Origin of the sequence: Psychrobacillus sp. FSL K6-4615 (assembly GCF_038008225.1) — a bacterium.
GTDB lineage: Bacteria > Bacillota > Bacilli > Bacillales_A > Planococcaceae > Psychrobacillus > Psychrobacillus psychrotolerans.
In genome coordinates this window covers 2,041,843-2,063,498 of sequence record NZ_JBBOYQ010000001.1, presented here as the reverse complement: position 1 = coordinate 2,063,498, position 21,656 = coordinate 2,041,843, and the positions used below count along the sequence as shown (strand labels likewise).

Annotated in this window: 21 protein-coding genes; 20 read left to right on the top strand and 1 reads right to left on the bottom strand. The window is 35.9% G+C overall.

The window, feature by feature from the left end; translation table 11 throughout:
• Window positions 1-380: 380 nt before the first annotated feature.
• From MKX53_RS10210 to MKX53_RS10120, 19 genes are all read left to right on the top strand, one after another.
• Window positions 381-1,292: a stage III sporulation protein AE gene (locus tag MKX53_RS10210; protein WP_093538423.1), complete on the top strand. Its 912-nt coding sequence runs from the start codon at window positions 381-383 to the stop codon at window positions 1,290-1,292.
• 200 nt (window positions 1,293-1,492) lie between these two features.
• Window positions 1,493-1,936 carry a hypothetical protein gene (locus MKX53_RS10205; RefSeq protein WP_340911053.1) on the top strand — a complete coding sequence of 148 codons (444 nt, stop codon included), beginning with the start codon at window positions 1,493-1,495 and terminating at the stop codon, window positions 1,934-1,936.
• Complete coding sequence (locus MKX53_RS10200; protein ID WP_340911050.1) at window positions 1,929-2,459, top strand: SpoIIIAH-like family protein; 531 nt, start codon at window positions 1,929-1,931, stop codon at window positions 2,457-2,459. The genes MKX53_RS10205 and MKX53_RS10200 overlap by 8 nt, the downstream gene beginning before the upstream one ends.
• 288 nt (window positions 2,460-2,747) lie before the next feature.
• Entirely contained in the window at window positions 2,748-3,248 is a 501-nt protein-coding gene (gene accB, locus MKX53_RS10195; RefSeq protein ID WP_340911049.1) for an acetyl-CoA carboxylase biotin carboxyl carrier protein, read from the top strand.
• Between the two features lie 13 nt (window positions 3,249-3,261).
• On the top strand, window positions 3,262-4,614 hold the full coding sequence (accC, locus tag MKX53_RS10190; protein WP_340762550.1) for an acetyl-CoA carboxylase biotin carboxylase subunit: 1,353 nt from the start codon (window positions 3,262-3,264) through the stop codon (window positions 4,612-4,614).
• Between the two features lie 15 nt (window positions 4,615-4,629).
• Window positions 4,630-5,022, top strand: coding sequence for an Asp23/Gls24 family envelope stress response protein (locus MKX53_RS10185; protein ID WP_093538428.1), 393 nt, complete (start codon window positions 4,630-4,632; stop codon window positions 5,020-5,022).
• Window positions 5,023-5,137: 115 nt separating this feature from the next.
• The gene (gene nusB / locus MKX53_RS10180; RefSeq protein WP_093538429.1) at window positions 5,138-5,515 is read left to right on the top strand and encodes a transcription antitermination factor NusB; all 378 of its coding nucleotides are present in this window, start codon (window positions 5,138-5,140) and stop codon (window positions 5,513-5,515) included.
• Between the two features lie 27 nt (window positions 5,516-5,542).
• Window positions 5,543-6,400 (top strand): bifunctional methylenetetrahydrofolate dehydrogenase/methenyltetrahydrofolate cyclohydrolase FolD, encoded by an 858-nt coding sequence (gene folD / locus MKX53_RS10175; protein WP_340762549.1) that lies wholly within the window; start codon window positions 5,543-5,545, stop codon window positions 6,398-6,400.
• A 579-nt stretch (window positions 6,401-6,979) separates the two neighbouring features.
• The gene (xseA, locus tag MKX53_RS10170; RefSeq protein WP_340911046.1) at window positions 6,980-8,338 is read left to right on the top strand and encodes an exodeoxyribonuclease VII large subunit; all 1,359 of its coding nucleotides are present in this window, start codon (window positions 6,980-6,982) and stop codon (window positions 8,336-8,338) included.
• Between the two features lie 5 nt (window positions 8,339-8,343).
• A complete protein-coding gene (xseB, locus tag MKX53_RS10165) occupies window positions 8,344-8,565 on the top strand; it encodes an exodeoxyribonuclease VII small subunit (protein WP_340762547.1) in 222 nt (73 codons plus the stop codon).
• Window positions 8,558-9,442 (top strand): polyprenyl synthetase family protein, encoded by an 885-nt coding sequence (locus MKX53_RS10160; RefSeq protein WP_340911044.1) that lies wholly within the window; start codon window positions 8,558-8,560, stop codon window positions 9,440-9,442. The genes xseB and MKX53_RS10160 overlap by 8 nt, the downstream gene beginning before the upstream one ends.
• An 88-nt stretch (window positions 9,443-9,530) precedes the next feature.
• A complete protein-coding gene (gene dxs, locus MKX53_RS10155) occupies window positions 9,531-11,426 on the top strand; it encodes a 1-deoxy-D-xylulose-5-phosphate synthase (protein ID WP_093538479.1) in 1,896 nt (631 codons plus the stop codon).
• On the top strand, window positions 11,423-12,241 hold the full coding sequence (locus MKX53_RS10150) for a TlyA family RNA methyltransferase (protein ID WP_340911041.1): 819 nt from the start codon (window positions 11,423-11,425) through the stop codon (window positions 12,239-12,241). Before dxs ends, MKX53_RS10150 begins: the two co-directional genes overlap by 4 nt.
• 103 nt (window positions 12,242-12,344) lie before the next feature.
• Window positions 12,345-12,794: a transcriptional regulator AhrC/ArgR gene (ahrC, locus tag MKX53_RS10145; protein ID WP_340911038.1), complete on the top strand. Its 450-nt coding sequence runs from the start codon at window positions 12,345-12,347 to the stop codon at window positions 12,792-12,794.
• Between the two features lie 16 nt (window positions 12,795-12,810).
• Window positions 12,811-14,514, top strand: a complete 1,704-nt coding sequence (recN, locus tag MKX53_RS10140; RefSeq protein ID WP_340911034.1) for a DNA repair protein RecN — start codon at window positions 12,811-12,813, stop codon at window positions 14,512-14,514.
• A 94-nt stretch (window positions 14,515-14,608) separates the two neighbouring features.
• The gene (locus MKX53_RS10135; protein ID WP_340911032.1) at window positions 14,609-15,565 is read left to right on the top strand and encodes a SpoIVB peptidase S55 domain-containing protein; all 957 of its coding nucleotides are present in this window, start codon (window positions 14,609-14,611) and stop codon (window positions 15,563-15,565) included.
• A gap of 220 nt (window positions 15,566-15,785) precedes the next feature.
• Complete coding sequence (spo0A, locus tag MKX53_RS10130; protein WP_340911030.1) at window positions 15,786-16,577, top strand: sporulation transcription factor Spo0A; 792 nt, start codon at window positions 15,786-15,788, stop codon at window positions 16,575-16,577.
• Window positions 16,578-16,914: 337 nt separating this feature from the next.
• Window positions 16,915-18,486 (top strand): DUF342 domain-containing protein, encoded by a 1,572-nt coding sequence (locus tag MKX53_RS10125; protein ID WP_340913318.1) that lies wholly within the window; start codon window positions 16,915-16,917, stop codon window positions 18,484-18,486.
• Window positions 18,479-19,198, top strand: coding sequence for a glycerophosphodiester phosphodiesterase (locus MKX53_RS10120; RefSeq protein ID WP_340911028.1), 720 nt, complete (start codon window positions 18,479-18,481; stop codon window positions 19,196-19,198). The genes MKX53_RS10125 and MKX53_RS10120 overlap by 8 nt, the downstream gene beginning before the upstream one ends.
• Before the next feature lie 10 nt (window positions 19,199-19,208).
• On the opposite strand, the gene MKX53_RS10115 is transcribed toward MKX53_RS10120, so the two are convergent.
• Entirely contained in the window at window positions 19,209-19,451 is a 243-nt protein-coding gene (locus tag MKX53_RS10115) for a DUF2627 domain-containing protein (RefSeq protein WP_093538441.1), read from the bottom strand.
• A 127-nt stretch (window positions 19,452-19,578) separates the two neighbouring features.
• Here MKX53_RS10115 and MKX53_RS10110 point away from each other — a divergent pair, with 127 nt between their 5' ends.
• Window positions 19,579-21,600 carry a sigma 54-interacting transcriptional regulator gene (locus MKX53_RS10110; RefSeq protein ID WP_340911026.1) on the top strand — a complete coding sequence of 674 codons (2,022 nt, stop codon included), beginning with the start codon at window positions 19,579-19,581 and terminating at the stop codon, window positions 21,598-21,600.
• The last annotated feature ends 56 nt before the right edge of the window (window positions 21,601-21,656 follow it).

Here is a 21,656-nt window from a genome sequence, read left to right as displayed (position 1 = left end):
ATCATTCTAGCATTTGTGCTATTGCAGCTTATAAAAGAAATTTACCCTCGCATTCATACAATTGTGTATACAATCTACATTTTTCTCTTTTTAACTTATATTTTAACCGTATTTATCATTCCTTTGGTCTCCCAGTATATCAACGTCTTACCAACTAATTTATTACCGGTCTTCAAACTACTGACATTCTCAGTCGTACTATTGTTCCTTTCACAAATAATTGAAGACCTGCTTTTGGACTATGAATATACAAGCCTGGCATCGTTATTTACTTTTACGACCAAAGCTATTTTACTCATTGTCTGGTTGAATCATATGCAACAATTTTACGACAAGTTTATATCAATTTTGGGACTACTCTCTTGAAGGAATGAACAGCTATGGAAGAGATGCTTATGTCTTTAGTGCAACCGGTTAAAGAGGTAGCACAAACTTTTTCGTACATGCTATTATTTGGATTTATCTTTATTTGTCTAGAATGGTTTATCCCGTCGAGCAAGAAATTATTGAAATTGTTATTTATGTTAATAATATGTATCTATTGTTTAGAGCCAGCTATCCGCTCTTTAGAGATGATTCAAGCGATGACAAAAGAATTAGTGACTCTCTTCTTAGGAATTTATCCAATTTTAACGCTAGGAATTGCAGCTTCTGGAGGAGCGTTTTTAATAACCTCTTGGAATCCAGCAGTTATGCTATTTGCCTCATTTACTACCGTGTTAGCTGGGAAAATATTAATACCTGCTATAATGGCTGCGTTTATATTTGATTTGATCAGTAGAATTCATCCTCCAACTTCTTTTGCCAAAATGGCTGATCTCATCCGGCTAACTTTAATAGGATCTACTTCTATTATTCTACTGTTATATAGTATTTTCATGTCCGTCAATGGTGTCATAACATGGTCCGTAAGTGGAACTGTCAATGAGACTGTAAAAAGACTTATACAAAATAATATTCCTTTTGTTGGATCTTTACTAACAGAAAGTATTAGTACGATGAAAAATTTCTCCTCATCTGCTTCGGTTATAACCGGAAACGCAGTAATTCTATCAGTGCTAATGTTAGTGTCTATTCCAACGATCCAAACAATTCTCATTGCTTTTCTATATCGTTTACTTAGTGCTATTTTGGAACCGTTTGTAGAAGGTAATATAAGTGGATTGTTAGATGACATTGGAAAAACGCTATTTGTACTATCTATTATTTCGGTATTAATTGCCTTTACATTTTTCTTCACAATTATATTAACCATGCTATTTGCAAAACTACTAATAAGTGGGAAAGGATAGTAACCATCGTTACGACACTTCTCTTTGGTATTTTAATAATTGTTCTAGTCGGTGAGTTTCTTTCTATTTTATTGGAGCATACAGATACGGAACGAAATGGATTTCTTGTAAAAATTGCAATTATCTATTGGATTCTGAGCTTTCTCTTCATATAAACAGGTTGTCTTGCATAAAGTATTGTATCCAGCATGAAAAGAAGGGTGAATCAAATTTCATTAAAACAAAAACCCACTTTTCGTTTTGTTGTTATTTGTATAGCTGTCCTTTTCATAAGTCTTCTTTTTTCTGATTTACTCACTCGTGATGAGGGGAAGGTTGTTAAACCCGAAGAAACTGTCAACCAAACTACAGAAAACCTAACTTCGATTTTAGAGAAGATAAACGGAGTGGGCAAAGTTGCAGTGTATTTCCATTACGAAGAGAACTCTGAAAAGAATGCGGAAAGTGATTTATCATTTTTCCAGTGGACAAGTGAGACTAAAAAGGACAAGGAGAATTTGATTGGAATACTAGTAGTTGCGGAAGGGGCGAACGACAAACGTATACAAAATAGTTTGATAAAAACACTATCATCTGTATTGCAAATATCTCCACATCGAATTGTGATAGAAGAAATGGAATTGGAGGATAAAAAATATGAATAAAAAGAGATCTGTATGGTTTTTAACATTATTTAGTCTAGTTGCAGTAGTAACAGTTTTTTATGTATCGGATCAACCATCACCATTCGATGGAATTGCTTTATTTTCCGATGACACGATAGATGAGGTAGGGCTAGTAGAAACGTCATCAACAAATGAGGAATCATTCGTTTCACAGAGCAATGCTTTTGAAGAAATGAGAATGGAAGTTACAGAAAAACGTAGTCAATTACGCGATCAGCTAACTACAAAAGTAGGTTCCAATGAATTCACAGCTGAACAAAAAGACGAGGCATATAACAAAATTGAAGAGTTAGTTAAAATAGATTCTACAGAAGCGATGCTGGAGTTAATCATCAAATCATTAGGTTACGATGATGCATTAGTACGAATCGAAGAGAGTGATGTTTTAATAGACGTTGTTTCTAACGAACAATCAACTAAAAAAGCATCTGAGATTATTTATGCTGTGAAACGTGAGTGGCCAAAAGCATATAATGTTGAAGTAAACTTTGATGGCCAGTAAGCTAAATAGTAATTTTGAAGAGTGCCTGAATAGGCGCTTTTTTTTTGATATAAACCAAAAGGAAGAAAAAATAGTATAAATATGCTTTTGAAGTTATTGTTATTGATAAAATAAGCGAAGACTAAAATGTTTTTGAAACCCTCTAACAAAGGACTTTCAATATATTGATAAGGCATCATTTATTTATTATTTCAGAATAATTAGCTCTATCTATTTCAAATTTACGAAAAAAAGTCTAAAATAGAATATGGAGCTATAAATAATGTAGATTAAAGGGGATTAAACAAAATGAAGATACAAGAAATTAGAGAAATTATTAAACTAGTAGATCAGTCTTCTTTAGATGAATTTTTATACGAATCAGAAGGCACTAAGATTAAATTGAAAAAGAATGAAAAAGGTTTTGTAAATTCTACGAGTGAAACGTTTGAGAGCTCAGCTATGGTCGAACAACCAAAACAAGTAGAAGTAAAAGCACCAGTCGCTCAAGAAGCACCAAAGCAACAAGTTGTAGAAGAAGCTACTACTGAAAGTGTTGTGGATAGTTCATTACATACGATTATTTCACCAATGGTAGGAACATTCTACCAATCTTCATCTCCTGATACAGCTGCATACGTAGAGGTTGGTACGAAAGTATCTGCTGATTCGATTGTTTGTATCGTGGAAGCAATGAAGCTGTTTAATGAAATTGAAGCTGAAATTGACGGGCAAGTAGTAGAAATTCTTGTGAAAGATGGACAATTAGTTGAATATGGTCAACCTCTGTTCCTCGTTAAAGGAAACTAAGAAGGGAGCTAGGATGATGAAAAAAGTACTAATTGCCAATCGCGGAGAAATAGCTGTCCGTATAATACGTGCATGTAAAGAATTAGATATTGAAACAGTCGCTGTATATTCAGAAGCGGATCGGGAAGCGCTTCATGTTCAGATAGCTGATGAGGCTTACTGTATAGGACCAAGACTCTCGAAGGATTCTTATTTGAATTTCTCTAATATTATTACTGTAGCAAAACTTACCGGTTGTGATGGAATTCATCCTGGTTATGGGTTCCTAGCAGAAAATGCGGAGTTTGCTGAGCTTTGTGAAGAATGTGATATTAAATTTATCGGACCAACTTCCTCTGCCATTAAAAGCATGGGGATTAAGGACGTTGCAAAAGAAACAATGCAAAAAGCAGGAGTTCCAACAGTGCCTGGATCTAAAGGTATTGTAGAAACGGATGAAGATGCATTGAAAGTTGCAAATGAAATAGGCTTTCCTGTAATTATCAAAGCAACAGCTGGAGGCGGCGGTAAAGGTATCCGTGTTGCAAAAGATGAGGAAGATCTTCTTAATGGCATTAAAATAACTCAAAAAGAAGCAGCAGCGGCATTTGGTAATCCTGGTGTTTATTTAGAGAAATACATTGAAATATTCCGTCATGTAGAAATACAAGTGTTAGCAGATGGCCATGGAAATGCAGTTCACTTAGGTGAGAGAGATTGTACCGTGCAGCGTCGTATGCAAAAGCTAGTGGAAGAAGCCCCTTCTCCTGCGTTGTCAGAAGCGCTTCGTGCAGAGATGGGTGAAGCAGCTGTAAAAGCCGCACTTGCTGTTGGATATGAAAGTGCAGGCACTGTAGAGTTTATCTTTGATCATATTGCTCAAAAATTCTACTTTATGGAGATGAACACACGTATTCAAGTGGAGCATCCTGTTACAGAAATGATTACAGGCGTTGATCTTATCAAACAAATGCTCTTAGTGGCATCTGGCGAAAAGTTGCCATTCGAACAAAAAGATATTAAACTTAATGGATGGGCAATTGAATGTCGTATCAATGCAGAAAACCCTTCTAAAAACTTTATGCCTTCACCAGGATTAGTTGAGTTTTACTTGCCTCCAGGTGGATTAGGAGTTCGGGTAGATTCAGCTGTATACCCAGGTTATACGATTCCCCCGTTTTATGATTCAATGGTTGCAAAGCTTATTGTTCATGCAGCAACTAGAGAAGAAGCAATTGCTAAAATGAAACGTGCACTAAGTGAATTTGCGATTGAGGGAGTCGAAACTACTATTGGATTCCATTCGAAGCTCATGAATCATGAAGTATTTAAGTCAGGAGATTTTGATACGAAATTCTTAGAAAAATATGATGTAATGAATTCATAATAAGGAGTGAATGATATGACAGAAACTACTGAACAAAAGTTTGTTCAAATGACTCCTGAAGGAAAAGAAGATCTAGGGACAATTGAAATAGCTCCCGAAGTAATTACTGTAATTGCTGGTATTGCTACAACCGAAGTAGAGGGAATTGCTGGTACACGAGGCAACTTTGCTGCAGGTGTAGTGGAACGTCTAGGGAAAAAAGTACATGGTAAGGGGATCAAAACGGAGATAAACAATGATGGCCTGTTTATAGACGTATATTGCCTAGTAAAATATGGCTCTTCCGTTCCTAAAGTTGCTAGAGAAGTACAATCTCAAATTCGTCAAGCAATTGAAAATATGACGAGTTTAACTCCTAAAGAAGTGAATGTACATATTACAGGTGTACAATTCGATACAGTAGAATAAAAGAGAAAGAGCTATTAGTTAGATAGCTCTTTCTTTTTTTGCCTTTCTAATGCGCATACTACAAAAAAATATGCTATGATTGTCTAGATAGTTACATTTAAAGGAGAACTAAATTATGAAACGAAGACAAGCTCGAGAATTAGCATTACAAGCACTATTTCAATTAGATAATCATGAAATTTCCATAGAAGAAGCTATTGGGCATGTGACGGAAGAGACAGATCCTTTCCTAACTCAAGTAGTAACTGGAGTCGTGAATTACAAAGAGGAAATAGATGCAACATTAACAGATAAATTAGAAAACTGGTCGCTTTCCAGACTTCCGAAGATTGAACGTACAGTGCTTAGAATAGCAGTATTTGAATTACTTTATAACAAAGAAACTCCAGCTAAAGTTGTCATTAATGAAGCACTAGAAATTTCTAAAATATTTGGTGACGAAAAGTCAAGTCGTTTTGTAAATGGTGTTTTATCTAAATATACTGAGCAATAATCTACATTGCCTTAAGGAGCTTATGAAGTGTCTACTACAAAAATTGATGGAAAACAAATTGCAGGTTTAGTTACAGAAAAAGTGAAAGAACGTGTGGAGAACCTAAAATCTAAAGGTGTCGTTCCAGGATTAGCAGTAGTTTTAGTAGGTAATAATCCGGCCTCACAAACATATGTAAACAACAAAGCAAAAACGTGTGAACGTTTAGGTATGTATTCCGTACAAATAGAGTTGGACGAAAATATTTCTGAAGTGGAGCTTCTTAAAAATGTAGAGGCACTAAACGTTGATGACAAAATTCATGGTATTTTAGTTCAATTGCCTTTGCCTCCTCAAATTAATGAGGACAGAGTAATCGCAGCTATCTCACCACAAAAAGATGTAGATGGTTTCCATCCGGAAAATGTGGGAAAAATGATGATTGGTCAACAATCGTTCCTTCCATGTACACCTTTTGGCGTAATGAAATTACTTGAATATAGTGATGTAGAAATTGCAGGTAAACATGCTGTTATTATTGGTCGCAGTAACATTGTTGGTAAACCAATGGGACAATTATTGCTACAAAAGGATGCTACCGTTACATACTGTCATTCTAGAACAAAGGATTTACATTCTTTTACGAAACAAGCGGATATTTTAGTTGTAGCAACTGGTAGAACTAAAATGATAGATGCAAGTTACATAAAAGAAGGTGCTGTAGTCATTGACGTAGGCATTAACCGCGACGAGAACAACAAGCTTTGTGGTGATGTGGATTTCGAATCTGCTCAAAAAGTAGCTTCTAAAATTACTCCAGTTCCTGGTGGAGTAGGTCCGATGACAATCGCAATGCTAATGGAAAATACTTGTTTAGCGGCTGAAAATACATTAACTAATAAATAATTGTGGAGCTGTTTTTCTATGAAAGACAGCTTTTAAATTGAATGACAAATACAGTGAGCTGCTAATCTGTTAATGCTACTGATTTCCGTTACATGTGGACGCTTTCCGCGGGGTGAGCGATGAGCTATCACCGTCGCTACGCGTCGTTGTGATATCTCATATGTCTCACTCATCCCGCTGGAGTCGCCACATTTCACTTCAATCAATTAAGGGAGTAGTACCTATCAATAAGATTTTGCGAAGCCTATGCTAAGAAGAATTAGATTAAGATTTAGGTCTAGATAAATCGTCTTGTAATCACTGTTGAATTTGAGAATGCTCTATTTTTATCTGCTATTTTATAAATGATTCAGTAAGTGAGTAAGTTTCGTAATTACTTATTTTAATATAAAATACGAGTTTTTATGTGATATTTTATTTAATTATCCTTTTATACAAAGAGGATTTCGTTGATTGAAGCCGTGCCCACGGAAAGCGTCCGCCTGAAGCGCTAATCAACATTGTTCACATTTCACTGTTTCATATGTCTTATGAGATTGACTCAAGTAAATTTATTTTTATACTAATGGAGTTGTTTTTGTGACTACAGAACCGAGTAAATACTTAACTGTAAAAGCCTTAACCAAATACATAAAGCGAAAATTTGATGCGGATACACATTTGCGAGATGTGTATGTTAAAGGGGAGCTTTCTAATGTGAAAGTTCATTCTAGCGGACATATCTATTTTACGCTTAAAGACGATGCTGCTCGAATTACTTCTGTTATGTTTGCCATGAATGCCAAAACATTAAAGTTTGTTCCTGAAAGTGGCATGAATGTACTCGTAAGAGGAGATATAAATGTATTCGAGGTAGCTGGACAATACCAGTTATATGCTGCTACTATACAGCCGGACGGTATAGGGGAGCTTTTTTTAGCATTTGAACAATTAAAAAAGAAATTGCAACAAGAAGGACTCTTCCATCCAAGTCGCAAAAAAGCCATACCAACATTTCCGAAAAAAATTGGTGTGGTCACTTCTAAAACCGGAGCAGCTATACGAGATATCTTAACTACATTGGAACGCCGTTATCCTATTTCTGAAGTAATCGTATATCCTAGTATCGTTCAAGGACCTCAAGCTGCGCCTTCTATTGTGAAGTCTATTGAAAAAGCCAATCGAACAGGCGACATAGACGTTTTAATCGTAGGACGAGGGGGAGGTTCTATTGAGGATCTCTGGGCTTTTAACGAGGAAGTTGTAGCTAGAGCTATTGCTAACAGCGAGATTCCAATCATCAGCGCAATTGGTCATGAAACAGATACAACTATTGCTGATTTCGTTTCTGATTTAAGAGCTCCAACTCCAACAGCTGCAGCTGAAATGGCAGTACCTAGCAAAGAAAATCTGATGCAAAATATTTTATCATTCCAATCGGCTAGCTTACACTTCATTACGAAACGTATAACAGATGAAAAAAATAGATATAACAGAGCTATGGAATCACCTGTACTGGCAACCCCAGAGAAATTATATCGTCCTTTTATAGAAAGGTTCGTTCGTACGGAACAGCAGCTACAAAGAGAAACTAGTTTTCTCTTTAAAGACAAACAACGTGATTTTTTACAAGTTCAAAATAGATTTTCTCAATTATCTCCACAAAAAGTAATTGATCAACATCATAAATCTGTACAATCCGTAACGAATCAATTGAACCAAGCTTCACTATCCACATTTGAAAAACATCGTCAGCAATTTGTTAGTTCTATTCGAACATTAGAAGCGTTAAATCCATTAAAGATTATGGATCGTGGATACAGTATTATATACAAAGAAGGTCAACTAGTTAAATCCGTAGAAAATGTAAAAAAAGATGATTCTATATTTGTTACATTACAAGATGGTCAATTAGAAGCAATCGTTAGGCGAGTTGAAGTGAAAGAAAGTGAGGATTAATATTTATGACTAAAAAGGATATTCTATTCGACGAAGCAATGCTGCAATTAGAAAATATCGTTCGTCAGTTAGAACAAGGCGACGTACCTTTAGAAAGTGCTATAGAGTTGTATCAAAAAGGTATGGAGCTTTCTAAAGTTTGTAGTGACAAATTACAAAAGGCAGAGAAACAATTAGTGACATTTATGGATGAAAACAAAGAAGATGCTGGTGGAGTCCATGAGTAATTTATTAACTTCATTTATTGAAACCAATCAGCCACTTATTGATAAAACATTACATGATCTTATAAAAGATTTAAAGGCACCTCAGCCTTTAAAAGATGCTATGCTCTATTCACTTCAAGCAGGTGGAAAAAGAGTGCGACCACTGTATACGCTTGCAGTTTTAAAAGAATTGGATGTTCAAAATGAGGATGCCATTATTGTGGCAAGTACGATTGAAATGATTCACACATACTCGTTAATCCATGATGATTTACCGGCGATGGACAATGATGATTTACGTCGCGGAAAGCCGACCAATCACATTGTATTTGGAGAAGCACTGGCTATTTTAGCGGGAGATGCTCTTATTACACTTGTTTTCGGTATAATTGCGAGACTACCAAATATATCACCTGAACTAAAAATAGCTTTAATAGATAAGTTTAGCTTCGCTGCTGGTGCTGAAGGCATGGTTGGAGGCCAAGTATTAGATATGCTTGGGGAAGGTCAAACTTTAACTTTAGAACAACTGGAAGAGATTCACTTGAACAAAACAGGTGCATTATTGTCTTACAGTATTTTGGCTGGAGCTATTATTGCCAATGTGTCCGAGGAAGTAATGAGTGCATTAGAAGAATACGCTTTTCATATTGGGCTGGCATTCCAAATTCAAGATGATATTCTTGACATAGAAGGTACATCAGAGCAATTGGGTAAAACTGCGGGGAAAGACTTAATAAGTGAAAAAAATACATATCCTTCAATTTTGACAATGGAAGGTGCCAAAAAAGAGCTTCAAAATCGGTATAATCTAGCTTTTCAAGCATTAGAAAGTATACAAATGCAGAATGGTTTACTAGTAGAATTCGCCAATTATATTACGAAAAGAACCAAATAGTAGCTAATAATTTTGTTTTTTAGCCGTTTATTGCTATGATATTAACTAGTTGTAAAGAAGGAAATCTAATAGAAGGTGTGTGATGGCAATGGATTTAACTTCAATTTCTAGCCCATCCTTTTTAAAAAGTTTAGATAATGAACAATTAAAGGAACTTAGTGAAGATATTCGATCGTTTTTAATAGGAAATTTATCCGTAACTGGTGGGCATATTGGGCCAAACTTAGGTGTTGTAGAACTGACCATAGCTTTGCATAAAGCATTTAATAGCCCAGAAGACAAATTTCTTTGGGATGTAGGACATCAAGCATATGTCCATAAAATTTTAACCGGCCGAGCGGATCAATTCGATACGTTACGTCAGTTTAAAGGATTATGTGGATTTCCAAAGCGTATTGAAAGTGAACATGATGTTTGGGAAGCAGGACATAGCTCAACGTCTCTTTCAGCTGCAATGGGTATGGCAAAAGCGAGAGATTTACAAAACAAGAAAAACTATGTGGTGCCAATTATAGGTGATGGTGCACTAACAGGTGGTATGGCGCTAGAAGCATTAAATCATATCGGGCATGAGCAAACGGATATTACCGTTATATTAAATGATAACGAAATGTCTATTGCTCCAAATGTAGGTGCTCTACACAATGTATTAGGAAGACTGCGTACTCATGGAACTTATAACAAAGCAAAAGATGAACTAGAATCATTGCTGAAAAAAATTCCAGCGGTAGGCGGAAAGCTTGCAGGAACTGCAGAACGAGTAAAAGATAGTCTGAAGTATTTACTAGTTTCTGGTGTGTTTTTTGAGGAACTTGGATTTACGTACCTTGGACCAATCGATGGCCACGACTTTGAAGCATTAGAAGAAAACTTACAATATGCGAAGAAGATGAAAGGACCGGTACTTTTACACGTTATTACGAAAAAAGGTAAAGGCTTTAAACCAGCGGAACTTGATAAAATCGGCACATGGCATGGAACAGGACCTTATAAAATGGAGACTGGGGATTTGATCAAATCCGCATCCAAAGGTCCTTCATGGAGTGCACTTGTTGCAGAAACAGCAAGGAAGCTTGCAAGAACAGATAAACGTATTGTAGCGATTACTCCAGCAATGCCAGTCGGATCTAAATTAGAAGGATTTGCATCTGAATTTCCAACTCGTATGTTCGATGTAGGTATTGCAGAGCAGCATGCTACTACAATGGCTGCTGGGATGGCTGCAGATGGTATGAAGCCAATGCTTGTTATTTATTCAACATTCCTTCAACGTGCTTATGATCAGATGCTACATGATATTTGTCGTCAAAACTTAAATGTTGTAGTCGCAATTGACCGAGCTGGTTTGGTTGGAGCAGATGGAGAAACTCATCAAGGGGTATTTGATATTTCTTTCTTACGTCATATGCCTAATATGGTTATTATGATGCCTAAAGATGAAAATGAAGGACAGCATATGGTTAAAACTGCCTTCGAATATTCTGATGGACCAATAGCACTTCGTTACCCAAGAGGAAATGGTCTTGGTGTACCAATGGATGAAGAATTGAAAACAATACCAATTGGTACTTGGGAAGTACTAAAAGAAGGTACACAGGCAGCTATCCTAACATTTGGAACAACAATTCCTATGGCTATGAAAGCAGCAGAGGTACTTGCCGAACATAATATTTCCGTTGAAGTGATCAATGCTCGTTTTATAAAACCACTAGATACAAAAATGCTACTAGACCTTCAAGCGCGTAATATTCCAATTATTACAGTGGAAGAGAGTGCGCTTCAAGGTGGTTTCGGTAGTGCGGTGCTAGAAGTTTATAATGAGAACAACCTACAAGTAAATGTACATCGTATAGGAATACCTGATATCTTTATCGAACATGGCGAAGTAAATCAATTACTGGAAGAAATTCATGTGACTACGGATGAAATTGTCAAAGTAGTGACTAAAAAAGTGAATGAACCATCTAGGTATATTCCGTCATGACTAAAATTCCGAAAGAGCGCGTGGACGTACTATTAGTAGAGCAAGGATTATTTGATACGAGAGAAAAGGCTAAACGGGCGATTATGGCAGGGCTTATTTATAAAAACGAAGAGCGTATAGACAAACCTGGAGAAAAGGTGGAAAACACCTCTGTTTTAACTATAAAGGGTCAGGTATTAAAGTATGTTAGCCGCGGTGGATTAAAGCTAGAAAAAGCGTTAGAACAATTTGACTTGAATATTGAAAACAAAATCATGCTTGATATCGGATCTTCCACAGGTGGATTTACAGATTGTGGTTTACAAAATGGAGTCAAGCATGCTTATGCTTTAGATGTAGGAAGCAACCAGTTAGCTTGGAAAATTAGACAAGATGATCGTGTAACTGTTATGGAAAAAACGAATTTTAGATATTCAACACCTGCAGATTTTTTAGAGGGCTTACCATCCTTTGCATCGATTGATGTATCATTTATTTCGTTAAAGCTTATTTTTCCAACTTTAAAAACAATTTTAGTACCTAATGGTGATGTTATTGCCCTTGTAAAACCTCAGTTTGAGGCAGGCAAAGATCGAGTGGGGAAAAAAGGTGTAATTCGAGACAAAGCAGTGCATATCGATGTTTTGAATGATATAGCTAATTTTGCAGAAAGTCAGCACTTTCAGCTAAAAAGTGCTTCTTTCTCTCCTATTACGGGTGGAGAAGGAAATATCGAATTTTTATTTCATCTTACGAACATTGTCGATGAGGAGTTCTCTCCGCATCAGATCGATTTCCATAAACTAGTAGGCGAAGCACATCAACTGCTTAAATAATCTTGCGGCTCTTGTAAAAGAGTCGCTTTTTTCTTGTTACTTTTCTAAACCAATGCTATTGTATAAATTAAATAGTATAAATATACAATGAGGTGAACCCCATATGAACAAGGGACAACGACATATTCGCATAAGAGATATTATTGCAAAACACGAAATCGAAACACAGGATGATTTAGTAGACTCTCTAAAAAATGCGGGATATAATGTCACGCAAGCTACTGTTTCGAGAGATATTAAAGAACTTCATTTAGTAAAAGTACCATTGCCAAACGGTAATTATAAGTATAGTTTACCTGCAGACCAACGCTTTAATCCTATTCAAAAATTGAGAAGAGCCCTGTCTGATGCATTTGTTAGTATCGATGGTGCAAGTCATTTTTTAGTGATGAAAACGTTACCTGGTAATGCTCATGCTATTGGCTCCTTAATAGACTACTTAGACTGGCCAGAAATTCTGGGAACTATTTGTGGAGATGACACTTGTTTAATCCTATGTAGAGAAGAACAAGACAGTCAAGTTATTAAAGAGCGCTTACTCGAAATGCTCTAAAATGAGGTGAAAACTATTGTTGAAAGAACTAACGATAAAAAACTTTGCCATTATTGATGAATTGACAGTTAGTTTTGAAGAAGGGCTTACTGTTCTTACAGGAGAAACGGGAGCAGGGAAGTCTATAATTATTGATGCGGTGCATTTGTTATGCGGTGGTAGAGGCTCGCATGAATTTATCAGACATGGCGCTAAAAAAGCAGAATTAGAGGGTTTGTTTTTAATAGCTAATCCCGGGCATGGAGTGATTAAAAAACTAGATGATATTGGGATAGATTTTGAAGACGAGTCTATTATACTTCGAAGAGATATCAATCTTTCAGGAAAAAGCGTTTGTCGAATAAACGGGAAACTTGTAACTATCGGTATTTTAAGAGAAATTGGTGCTTCTTTAATAGATATCCACGGTCAACATGAGAGCCAAGAATTGATGGATGATAAGGCACATATTCATCTATTGGATCAATTTGCAGGAGAAAGCTTAAAAGAAGTAAAAGATTCTTATCAAGAACTTTATAAGCAGTATAAAAAATGGAAAAAAGAGCTAGACAAACTATCAGAGAATGAACAACAGATTGCACACAAAATCGATCTGTATACATTCCAGGTTGAGGAAATTGTTGACTCAAACTTAGTTATTGGTGAAGAGGAACAGTTACAGGAACAGAAAAAGAAATTACAAAATTTTCATAAAGTATTTGATAAGATGAGTAGCGCCTATGATGCCATACTTGATGAATCTAAAGGGTTGGATTATATAGGAACTGCTATGGCAGATCTTCAAGATATCGCAGATATGGATAAGAATATGCTAGAGCTAAGTGAAAATGTATCGTCAGCATTTTACATATTACAGGATGCGGCTTATCAACTGAAAAATGAGTTGGATGAGATGGAATTTGATAATAACCAGCTACAAATTGTAGATGAACGCTTAGCTACTATCCAAACGTTAAAACGAAAATATGGTCCCTCTATTGAAGAGATACTTGCATACAAAGATCAGATTCAATATAGTTTAGACCAATTAGTGAATCGTGATGAGCAAATTCAAAAAATGGCTGAAAAAATACATCAAATTGAAATTGACTTGGAACTAGAAGCAACGGATTTAACAGATAAACGTAAAAGTGCAGCAAAACGATTAAGCGTTGCTATTATGGAGCAATTACAAGAACTGTATATGGAAAAGGCCACTTTTTCGGTTATGTTTCATGAGACTGTTAAACCAGTTTACAATGAAAATGGATTAGACGATATATCATTTTACATTTCAACAAACGTAGGGGAACCTTTGAAAGCATTAACTAAAATTGCTTCAGGCGGAGAACTTTCTCGAATGATGCTGGCACTCAAGAGTATCTTTTCCAAACATCAAGGTATCACATCCATTATTTTTGATGAGGTTGATACGGGAGTAAGTGGACGAGTTGCTCAATCGATTGCAGAAAAAATTGCAGGAATTGCTTCGAATTCTCAAGTACTTTGTATATCTCATTTACCACAAGTTGCTGCAATGGCAGATCAGCATTTAATGATTAAAAAAGAAGTAAGTGGAAATCGAACGTTTACTGTTTTAGAAGAAGTGCAAAACGATAAACGAGCGGAAGAACTTAGTCGCATGATGTCTGGTGCAGAAATCACAAGCACAACATTACAGCATTCGAAAGAACTATTAACTTTAGCAAAAGATCGAAAAAAAATTATAAGAAACGTCTAAAGACCTTATTTAACTAAGGTCTTTTTTTTATCAATTATTTACCTCTCATAGCCGACATTTTCTAGGACATAGTATCAATATAGGGAGGTGAAATATGCAGAAAAACTATCGAAAATGGTCGCTAATGCCACTACTCTTCTTTACTTTATTCTTCGCAAACAATTCAGCTTTTGCAGAACAGACTTCAGTAGTACCACTCGGACAGTCCATTCAAATTGATTTACATTATGGTACCGTTTTTGTAAATAATGATGTTTTAATTTCAGATGATGAATGGCTGCGCACGGGTGACTCGATTCATCTGATCAACAACAAGCCGGTGACAAATCTAATTGACGTAAAAAGTCATTTAAAAGATAGTACACAAATTATTATCCAGTATGAGCATAAAAAAGAAAAGTATACGAAAAGCATTACTCCAAATCAAATGGTGAAATTACTTCCATTTTTGAGAGATGCAACAGAAGGCATTGGTACTTTAACTTATTTTGATCCAAGTACTAAAGAGTTTGGTGCCTTAGGTCATCAAATAGTGGACCAACAGTCTGGAATTACTCCGAATTTCTCGGAAGGTTCAATATATTTATCATCAATAGAGCAGATAAAGAAAAGTACTCCAGGAAATCCTGGCTATAAAATAACCTCCCACACTTCAAATACGCTACCGATAGGTGGAGTAAATGAAAATAATGTATACGGTGTTTTCGGAAAATTGGACAATAGTGCATTAGAAAATATATCTATGCAAGAGGTAGAAATTGTAGATCCAGAAGAAATAGTGACAGGTAAAGCAGTTATGCGTACCTCCATCGATGGTAAAAAAGTTCAGGATTTCGCCATAGAAATTTCTTCTGTAGAAGGTCATATATTTCAATTTACTGTAACGGACAAAAAGCTCATAGAAAAGACAGGTGGAATCTTACAAGGTATGAGTGGGAGTCCGATTATGCAAAAAGATAAACTAATTGGTGTTATTACTCATATGTATGTGGATAGACCAGAAAATGGTGCTGCGTTAGCGATTACGGAAATGATGAAAAAGAGTCCATGAATAAATAAAGGGGTAGACCGAATTTAGGTCTACCCTTTTTACACATTTAGGTATAATATGGTTATAAAGATAATTCGACATCAATGTTATAATATTCAAAACTTTGTCGTAACGTAACGAAACTGTATTATAAAAGACTTATTTTTAACAACAATAAAGGATTTGGGCGTATTAAAGAGAATAATACCTGAGTGAAAAATTACAAAAGGTGGATGAGAAAATGGAAAAGATAAGAATTGCAATTGTGGATGACAACAAAGACTTAATTCGTACGATGGAATCTTATTTCGATCAACATCCGGAAATTGAAATTATTGGAACAGCTGTTAATGGGAAACTTTGTTTAGAGCTTTTGGAATCTACTAAACCAGATGTGTTATTACTCGACATTATTATGCCTCACTTAGACGGAATAGCCGTTTTAGATAATCTACAAAGAGACAATAAACTTAAAGATATTCATGTAATTATGCTTACCGCTTTTGGGCAAGAGGATGTTATGAAACAAGCAGTTGACCTGGGTGCATCTTATTTTATGCTTAAGCCATTTGAGTTTGAACGCTTAGTAACACAGATTAAACAAGTCGCAGGCAAAAAAGGCTTTGTTCAAGAAGCGCCTGTTAAAAATAGCCCAGAAAAAGAAGCGCTACAAAATAAGCGAATGATTGACAATATCATTACGAATGTTATTAAGGAAATTGGCGTACCTGCGCATATTAAAGGATATTCCTATCTGCGGGAGGCTATACAAATGGTATACAGTGATATCGAATTACTAGGTTCCATCACGAAAGTCTTATATCCAGAAATAGCTAAAAAGTTTCAAACGACACCATCCCGTGTAGAACGAGCAATTAGACATGCAATCGAGGTTGCGTGGAACCGTGGTAACTATGAAACTATTTCTAAACTATTTGGATACACCGTCCACCATCTAAAATCTAAACCTACTAATTCAGAATTCATCGCGATGATTGCTGATAAGATTCGTATGGAGAATATGGCTAGTTAAATTTTACTCTCTAGACTAACCTTAAATATTCAACTAAAAAATACTTCTTCTAAAGCCACCGAATTTTTTATTCGCTGGCTTTTCATTATACTCAAATTTGAAATAGAAGCTATTATACACAGTACTTTCTTCGTTGAGGAGTTTTCAGATTATAATGACTTAATACCCTTTATAACACAATTTAGTAAGACTATTTATCTGTATCAGATTTATAGGTACGAGCTTTTTAGCAGTTGCTTTTAGGTATTAATAGCGATATTTTTAGTTTATTTAAAATATATATTCTAACTTTTTCAATAGTGAGTATAATTAATATCGAGAGGTAGTGTTGCAAGTTATGATAATTATAGAAAATGATGAAATAATACTTTCTGAAGATAATGGACGAGTATTTATGACTATAAAAAAGGAACGGTATAATTTAAAAAAAGTTGATGAATTAACTAGAAATCACCCCAGACTTAAAATATTAGATTTTATGGCTGTAAAAAAAGCAGTAGATAGCGGTTCTCATGAGCCCATTGAGTTGGGCACTTGGCTAGATAGTATGGAATTAGAAATAAGCAGTGATAAAATGCAAGCGATGCTCACTATATATGAATCTCCAAAATTTATACAAGAGAACTTAGAAAGTCTTCAAATGAATATACAAAAACTTCTACAAGACAATAACATTATATTCGGTCAACAGCCCTTGGATTTAATGTCGATTAAAACAGGTAAATCATACATAATTGCAGAGGGACTTCCACCTGAGAAAGGTGCCGATGCCAATATTACTTATTTAAAACAAGCGGAAAAAACACCAGTGATCAATGAAGACGGGAAAGCAGATTACTTTGATATGAACTTCCTAGTAGAGATTAATGAGGGTTCTTGGCTTGGTGAAAAAATTCCTGCTCAGCTAGGTATGGAAGGAAAGAATATTTTAGGTGAAATAGTTCCTGCACTAATGGGTGCTGATTTTCCTCTAAAATATGATACTAAATCAGCTTATGAAGTAGAAGAGGAAGGGAAGACGGTCCTTCGTTCTAAAACTAAAGGTGTAATAGGAGAAATTAATGGAGTACTTACGGTACAAAAGCATCTAGTAATAGAAGGTGATGTTGGACTGGGAACAGGAAATTTAAAATTTGATGGATCTATCCAAGTTAAGGGAACGGTAATGGCTGGTTACTCCATATTAGCTTCAGGGGATATCTCCATTGAATCCAATGAAGGTGTACATGCGGCTGAACTGATAAAATCCACCGAAGGAGATGTGTTCATTAAAGGTGGTATTTTCGGTAAAGGGATTACAACCATCGAAGCACATCAAAATATTTTTGTTAAACATGCAAACGAATGTACGTTAGAGGCTAAAGACACGATCCAAATTGGGTTCTATGCGTTAGGAGCTACAATATTTTGTGATAAACTTGTTGTAGATGAGCGTAAAGGGAAAATTATTGGGGGTAAAGCGATTGCTATCAATTCAATTACCACGGGTTATTCTGGTAACAACTCAGAAAGAAAAACAGAGTTGATTGTCCAGGGAATTGATCGTAAAATCTTAACGGAAAATACTAAATCCAAGGCACAAGACATGATGAAGCTACAGGAAGAGTCAACAAAGCTTGACTTTAGTTTAAGTCAATTAAACAAATTTAAAAGCTCCATGTCTGTTCAACAAGTAGCTTTATACGAGCAAACTAAGCAAAAATACAATGAAACAAAGCGTAAAGTAAAAGAGTTGGATGAAGAGATACAGCGGATCCTGAAAACGTTAAGACAAACTTCGGATTATTTCATCGATATTAAAAGAGAAGCAAATCCCGGGACTGTTCTTCAAATTGGAAACAAGTCTTCCTATCTAACGAAACAAACTAAAGGGAAATTCAAATTGGAGAATGGGGAGTTAAATGTCTAATATTCCTGTCTATGCTCACCGTGGAGCTGCAGTCAAAACAGTAGAAAATTCTATGAAAGCTTTTAAAAGAGCTGTGAAACTAGGGGTAGATGGGATTGAACTAGATTTACAGCTTTCAGCAGATGGCGTACCCTTTGTCACGCATGATATCGACTTTTTTCGACTTGCCGGAAACAAGCGAAGAATTACGGATATGCTAGCGGAGGAAATTTTGCAACTAAAGCTTGGTCGAGTGTTTTACCGTAAATTTCTCTATTCCCGAGTTGTGACATTTGATGAATTCATTCGTTTTGTGACACCCTTAGGAATTAAGTTAAATGTTGAATTGAAAGAATCCTTTCTAGGGAAAAATGAAAAGATTAGAGAAGTAGTAGAAATGGCATCACCAATTGCAGATGTTCACTTTTCTTCTTTTGAATTTAGTGTACTACAAACCATACATGCGATGAAAAGTGATGTCCAAACAGCTTTTATAGGCAAAAAAAATTCTGATTGGGATTATGTGTTGTCCATTAAAGAAATAGATGCTATTCACTTCAATAAAAAATTTTATGATACTGATTTGATGAGAAGAGTGTGGGATGCTGGTTATCCGATGCGCTTTTATAATATTAAGGGGAACGAGAAGTATATTCAACATCCCCATGAGTCTGTCATTGGATGGATTACTGATTACCCTGAAAAAGTCTTGCTACAACAAAAAAGACGTTGACTATTATAGTCTACGTCTTTTTCTTTTGAAATCGTGGAGCTACTTTCCCATTTTTACGATCACGGTTCAATAGGAAGCCTGCAAAGAAGCCTAATCCAAGAACTGTAAATATTAATCCGCTTATAAATTGTATGGCCAAGCCACCAATAGGGAGGATTTGCAATCCGAAAAACGTATCTCTCATTAATTTAATCCCAAATGCTGCTAAAATTCCAGGAATTAATAACACGATTAAAGCCGCTAAACGAGCCATTTTTTCACTCCTGTTCCTACTAATTTAATTTTACTATCAACAATATGATTGTCAACGAAAGAAACTTGCGTTATGATAAATGAGAAGTGCAATAAGTTGCAGATGATTAATGGGGGTGTGCATATTCTTGCAAAACATAATAATAGTAGGCGCTGGTAATGGAGGATATGCACTTTTGAAATTAATACAACAAGCAGAGTACCTTCAAGTAAAAGCTATTGTAGACATTGATGAAAATGCTCCCGGGTTAAAACTTGCAAAAGAGAATAATATTCCTACATATACAGATTGGAAACCTCTCCTAAATGGAGATATTCAGATCATCATTGATGTCACTGGAAACAAAGAGGTATTTCATGAGCTTCTTGCAAATAGACCTGCCACTGCGGTATTAATACCAGGCGAAATCGCCAACTTAATTGTTTCACTTTTAGAAGAAAAAAATAAATATATAAACATTATTGATCAAAAAAAGATGATGCAAGAGTTAATCTTCAATTCAATTGAAGAAGGTATGATTGGTATTGATGATCAAGGTATCGTGAATTTATTCAACAAAAGTGCTGAAAAAATGACGCATATATCAGTCGATAATGCCATTGGAAAACATGTGCATGAGGTAATTTCATTAAGTGAATTACCAAGAGTGTTCGATTCAGGTAAGGTTGAGCTAAACAAAGAACTTATTCTTGAAAGCGGTACCAAAATTGTTACCTCGCGTTATCCGATGATAGATGAAGCGGGAAAACAGGTTGGTGCAATTGCAGTTTTTAAGGATATTTCGGAAGTAGTTCGACTAGCCGAAGAGATTACTAACTTAACAGAAATTCAAAAAATGCTAGAAGCGATTATTTATTCAAGTGATGACGCTATTTCTGTTGTGGATGAGGAAGGTAAAGGGATTCTTATTAACCCAGCCTATACTAGAATAACTGGCTTTAGTGAAGCTGAAGTAATTGGGCAACCCGCAACGGCAGATATTTCTGAAGGGGAAAGTATCCACTTGAAAGTGCTACAAACTCGTAAACCTATCCGTGGTGTAAATCTACGAGTAGGAAAACAGAAAAAAGATGTAATCGTCAATGTCGCACCTATTATTGTTAACCAACAACTAAAAGGTAGTGTAGGTGTTATTCACGATATGACGGAAATGCGTGGCTTAATGAAAGAATTAGACCATGCACGGACACTCATCAGAACGTTAGGCGCAACTTATAGTTTTGAAGATATCGTCGGTACATCAAACGAGATAAACTTTACAATTGAGCAGGCTAAGCTAGCGGCAAATGTTCCGATAACCGTTCTCTTAAGGGGAGAGGTCGGTTCTGGAAAAGATTTGTTTGCGCTTTCGATACACAGTGAAAGTGAACGTGCAAATCATCCGTTCCTTCGTGTTAATTGCAGCTCCTTGGAAGAGTATTTGTTAGAAACTGAGCTATTTGGTTCGGAAAAAGATGGATATATACAACATGGTTTTTTTGAACAAGCAACAAATGGAACCATTTTCTTGGATGAAGTTGGGGAACTTACGAAAAAGACACAAGCCAAACTGCTCCGTGTTCTTAGAGAAAATGCAATCATTCGAGTGGACGGGGCGACATCGATACCAGTGGATGTGCGAATTATAGCATCTAGTAGCTTGAATCTCGAAAAAGCCATGCTAGAAGGTACTTTTAGAGAAGATTTCTATTATCAATTGAATCGAATGCCCATTCATATTCCTTCCTTGCGCAATCGTAAGCAGGATATTCCGGCAATCGCGGAGCATTTACTTGTCCGATTAAATCAAGAATTTGGTCGCAATATAGAAGGCTTTTCGGAAGAAGCAATGGGAAGTTTACTATTATATGATTGGCCGGGGAATGTACGAGAGCTAGAAAACGTTATAAGTCGTTCGATGATCTTTTTGCAGCCGAACGATCGAATAGTGGAAGAGTATCACTTACCAAAATCAATGCTAGTCTTACCGAATGAGGACAAGGGAGAGACTTCACTTGGCACGCTAGCGGAGCAAATGGATGAAATGGAAAAGAAAGTATTGGCACAAACATTGAAAGTTTGTGGAGGAAACAAATCACAAACTGCCAAACAACTTAATATTTCACTCCGCACATTATATTACAAGTTAGAAAAATATCATTTAGCATAAATGGGATCACTTCAAACAATAGGGGTATTGAATATATAAGTTAGACCCATTTAACT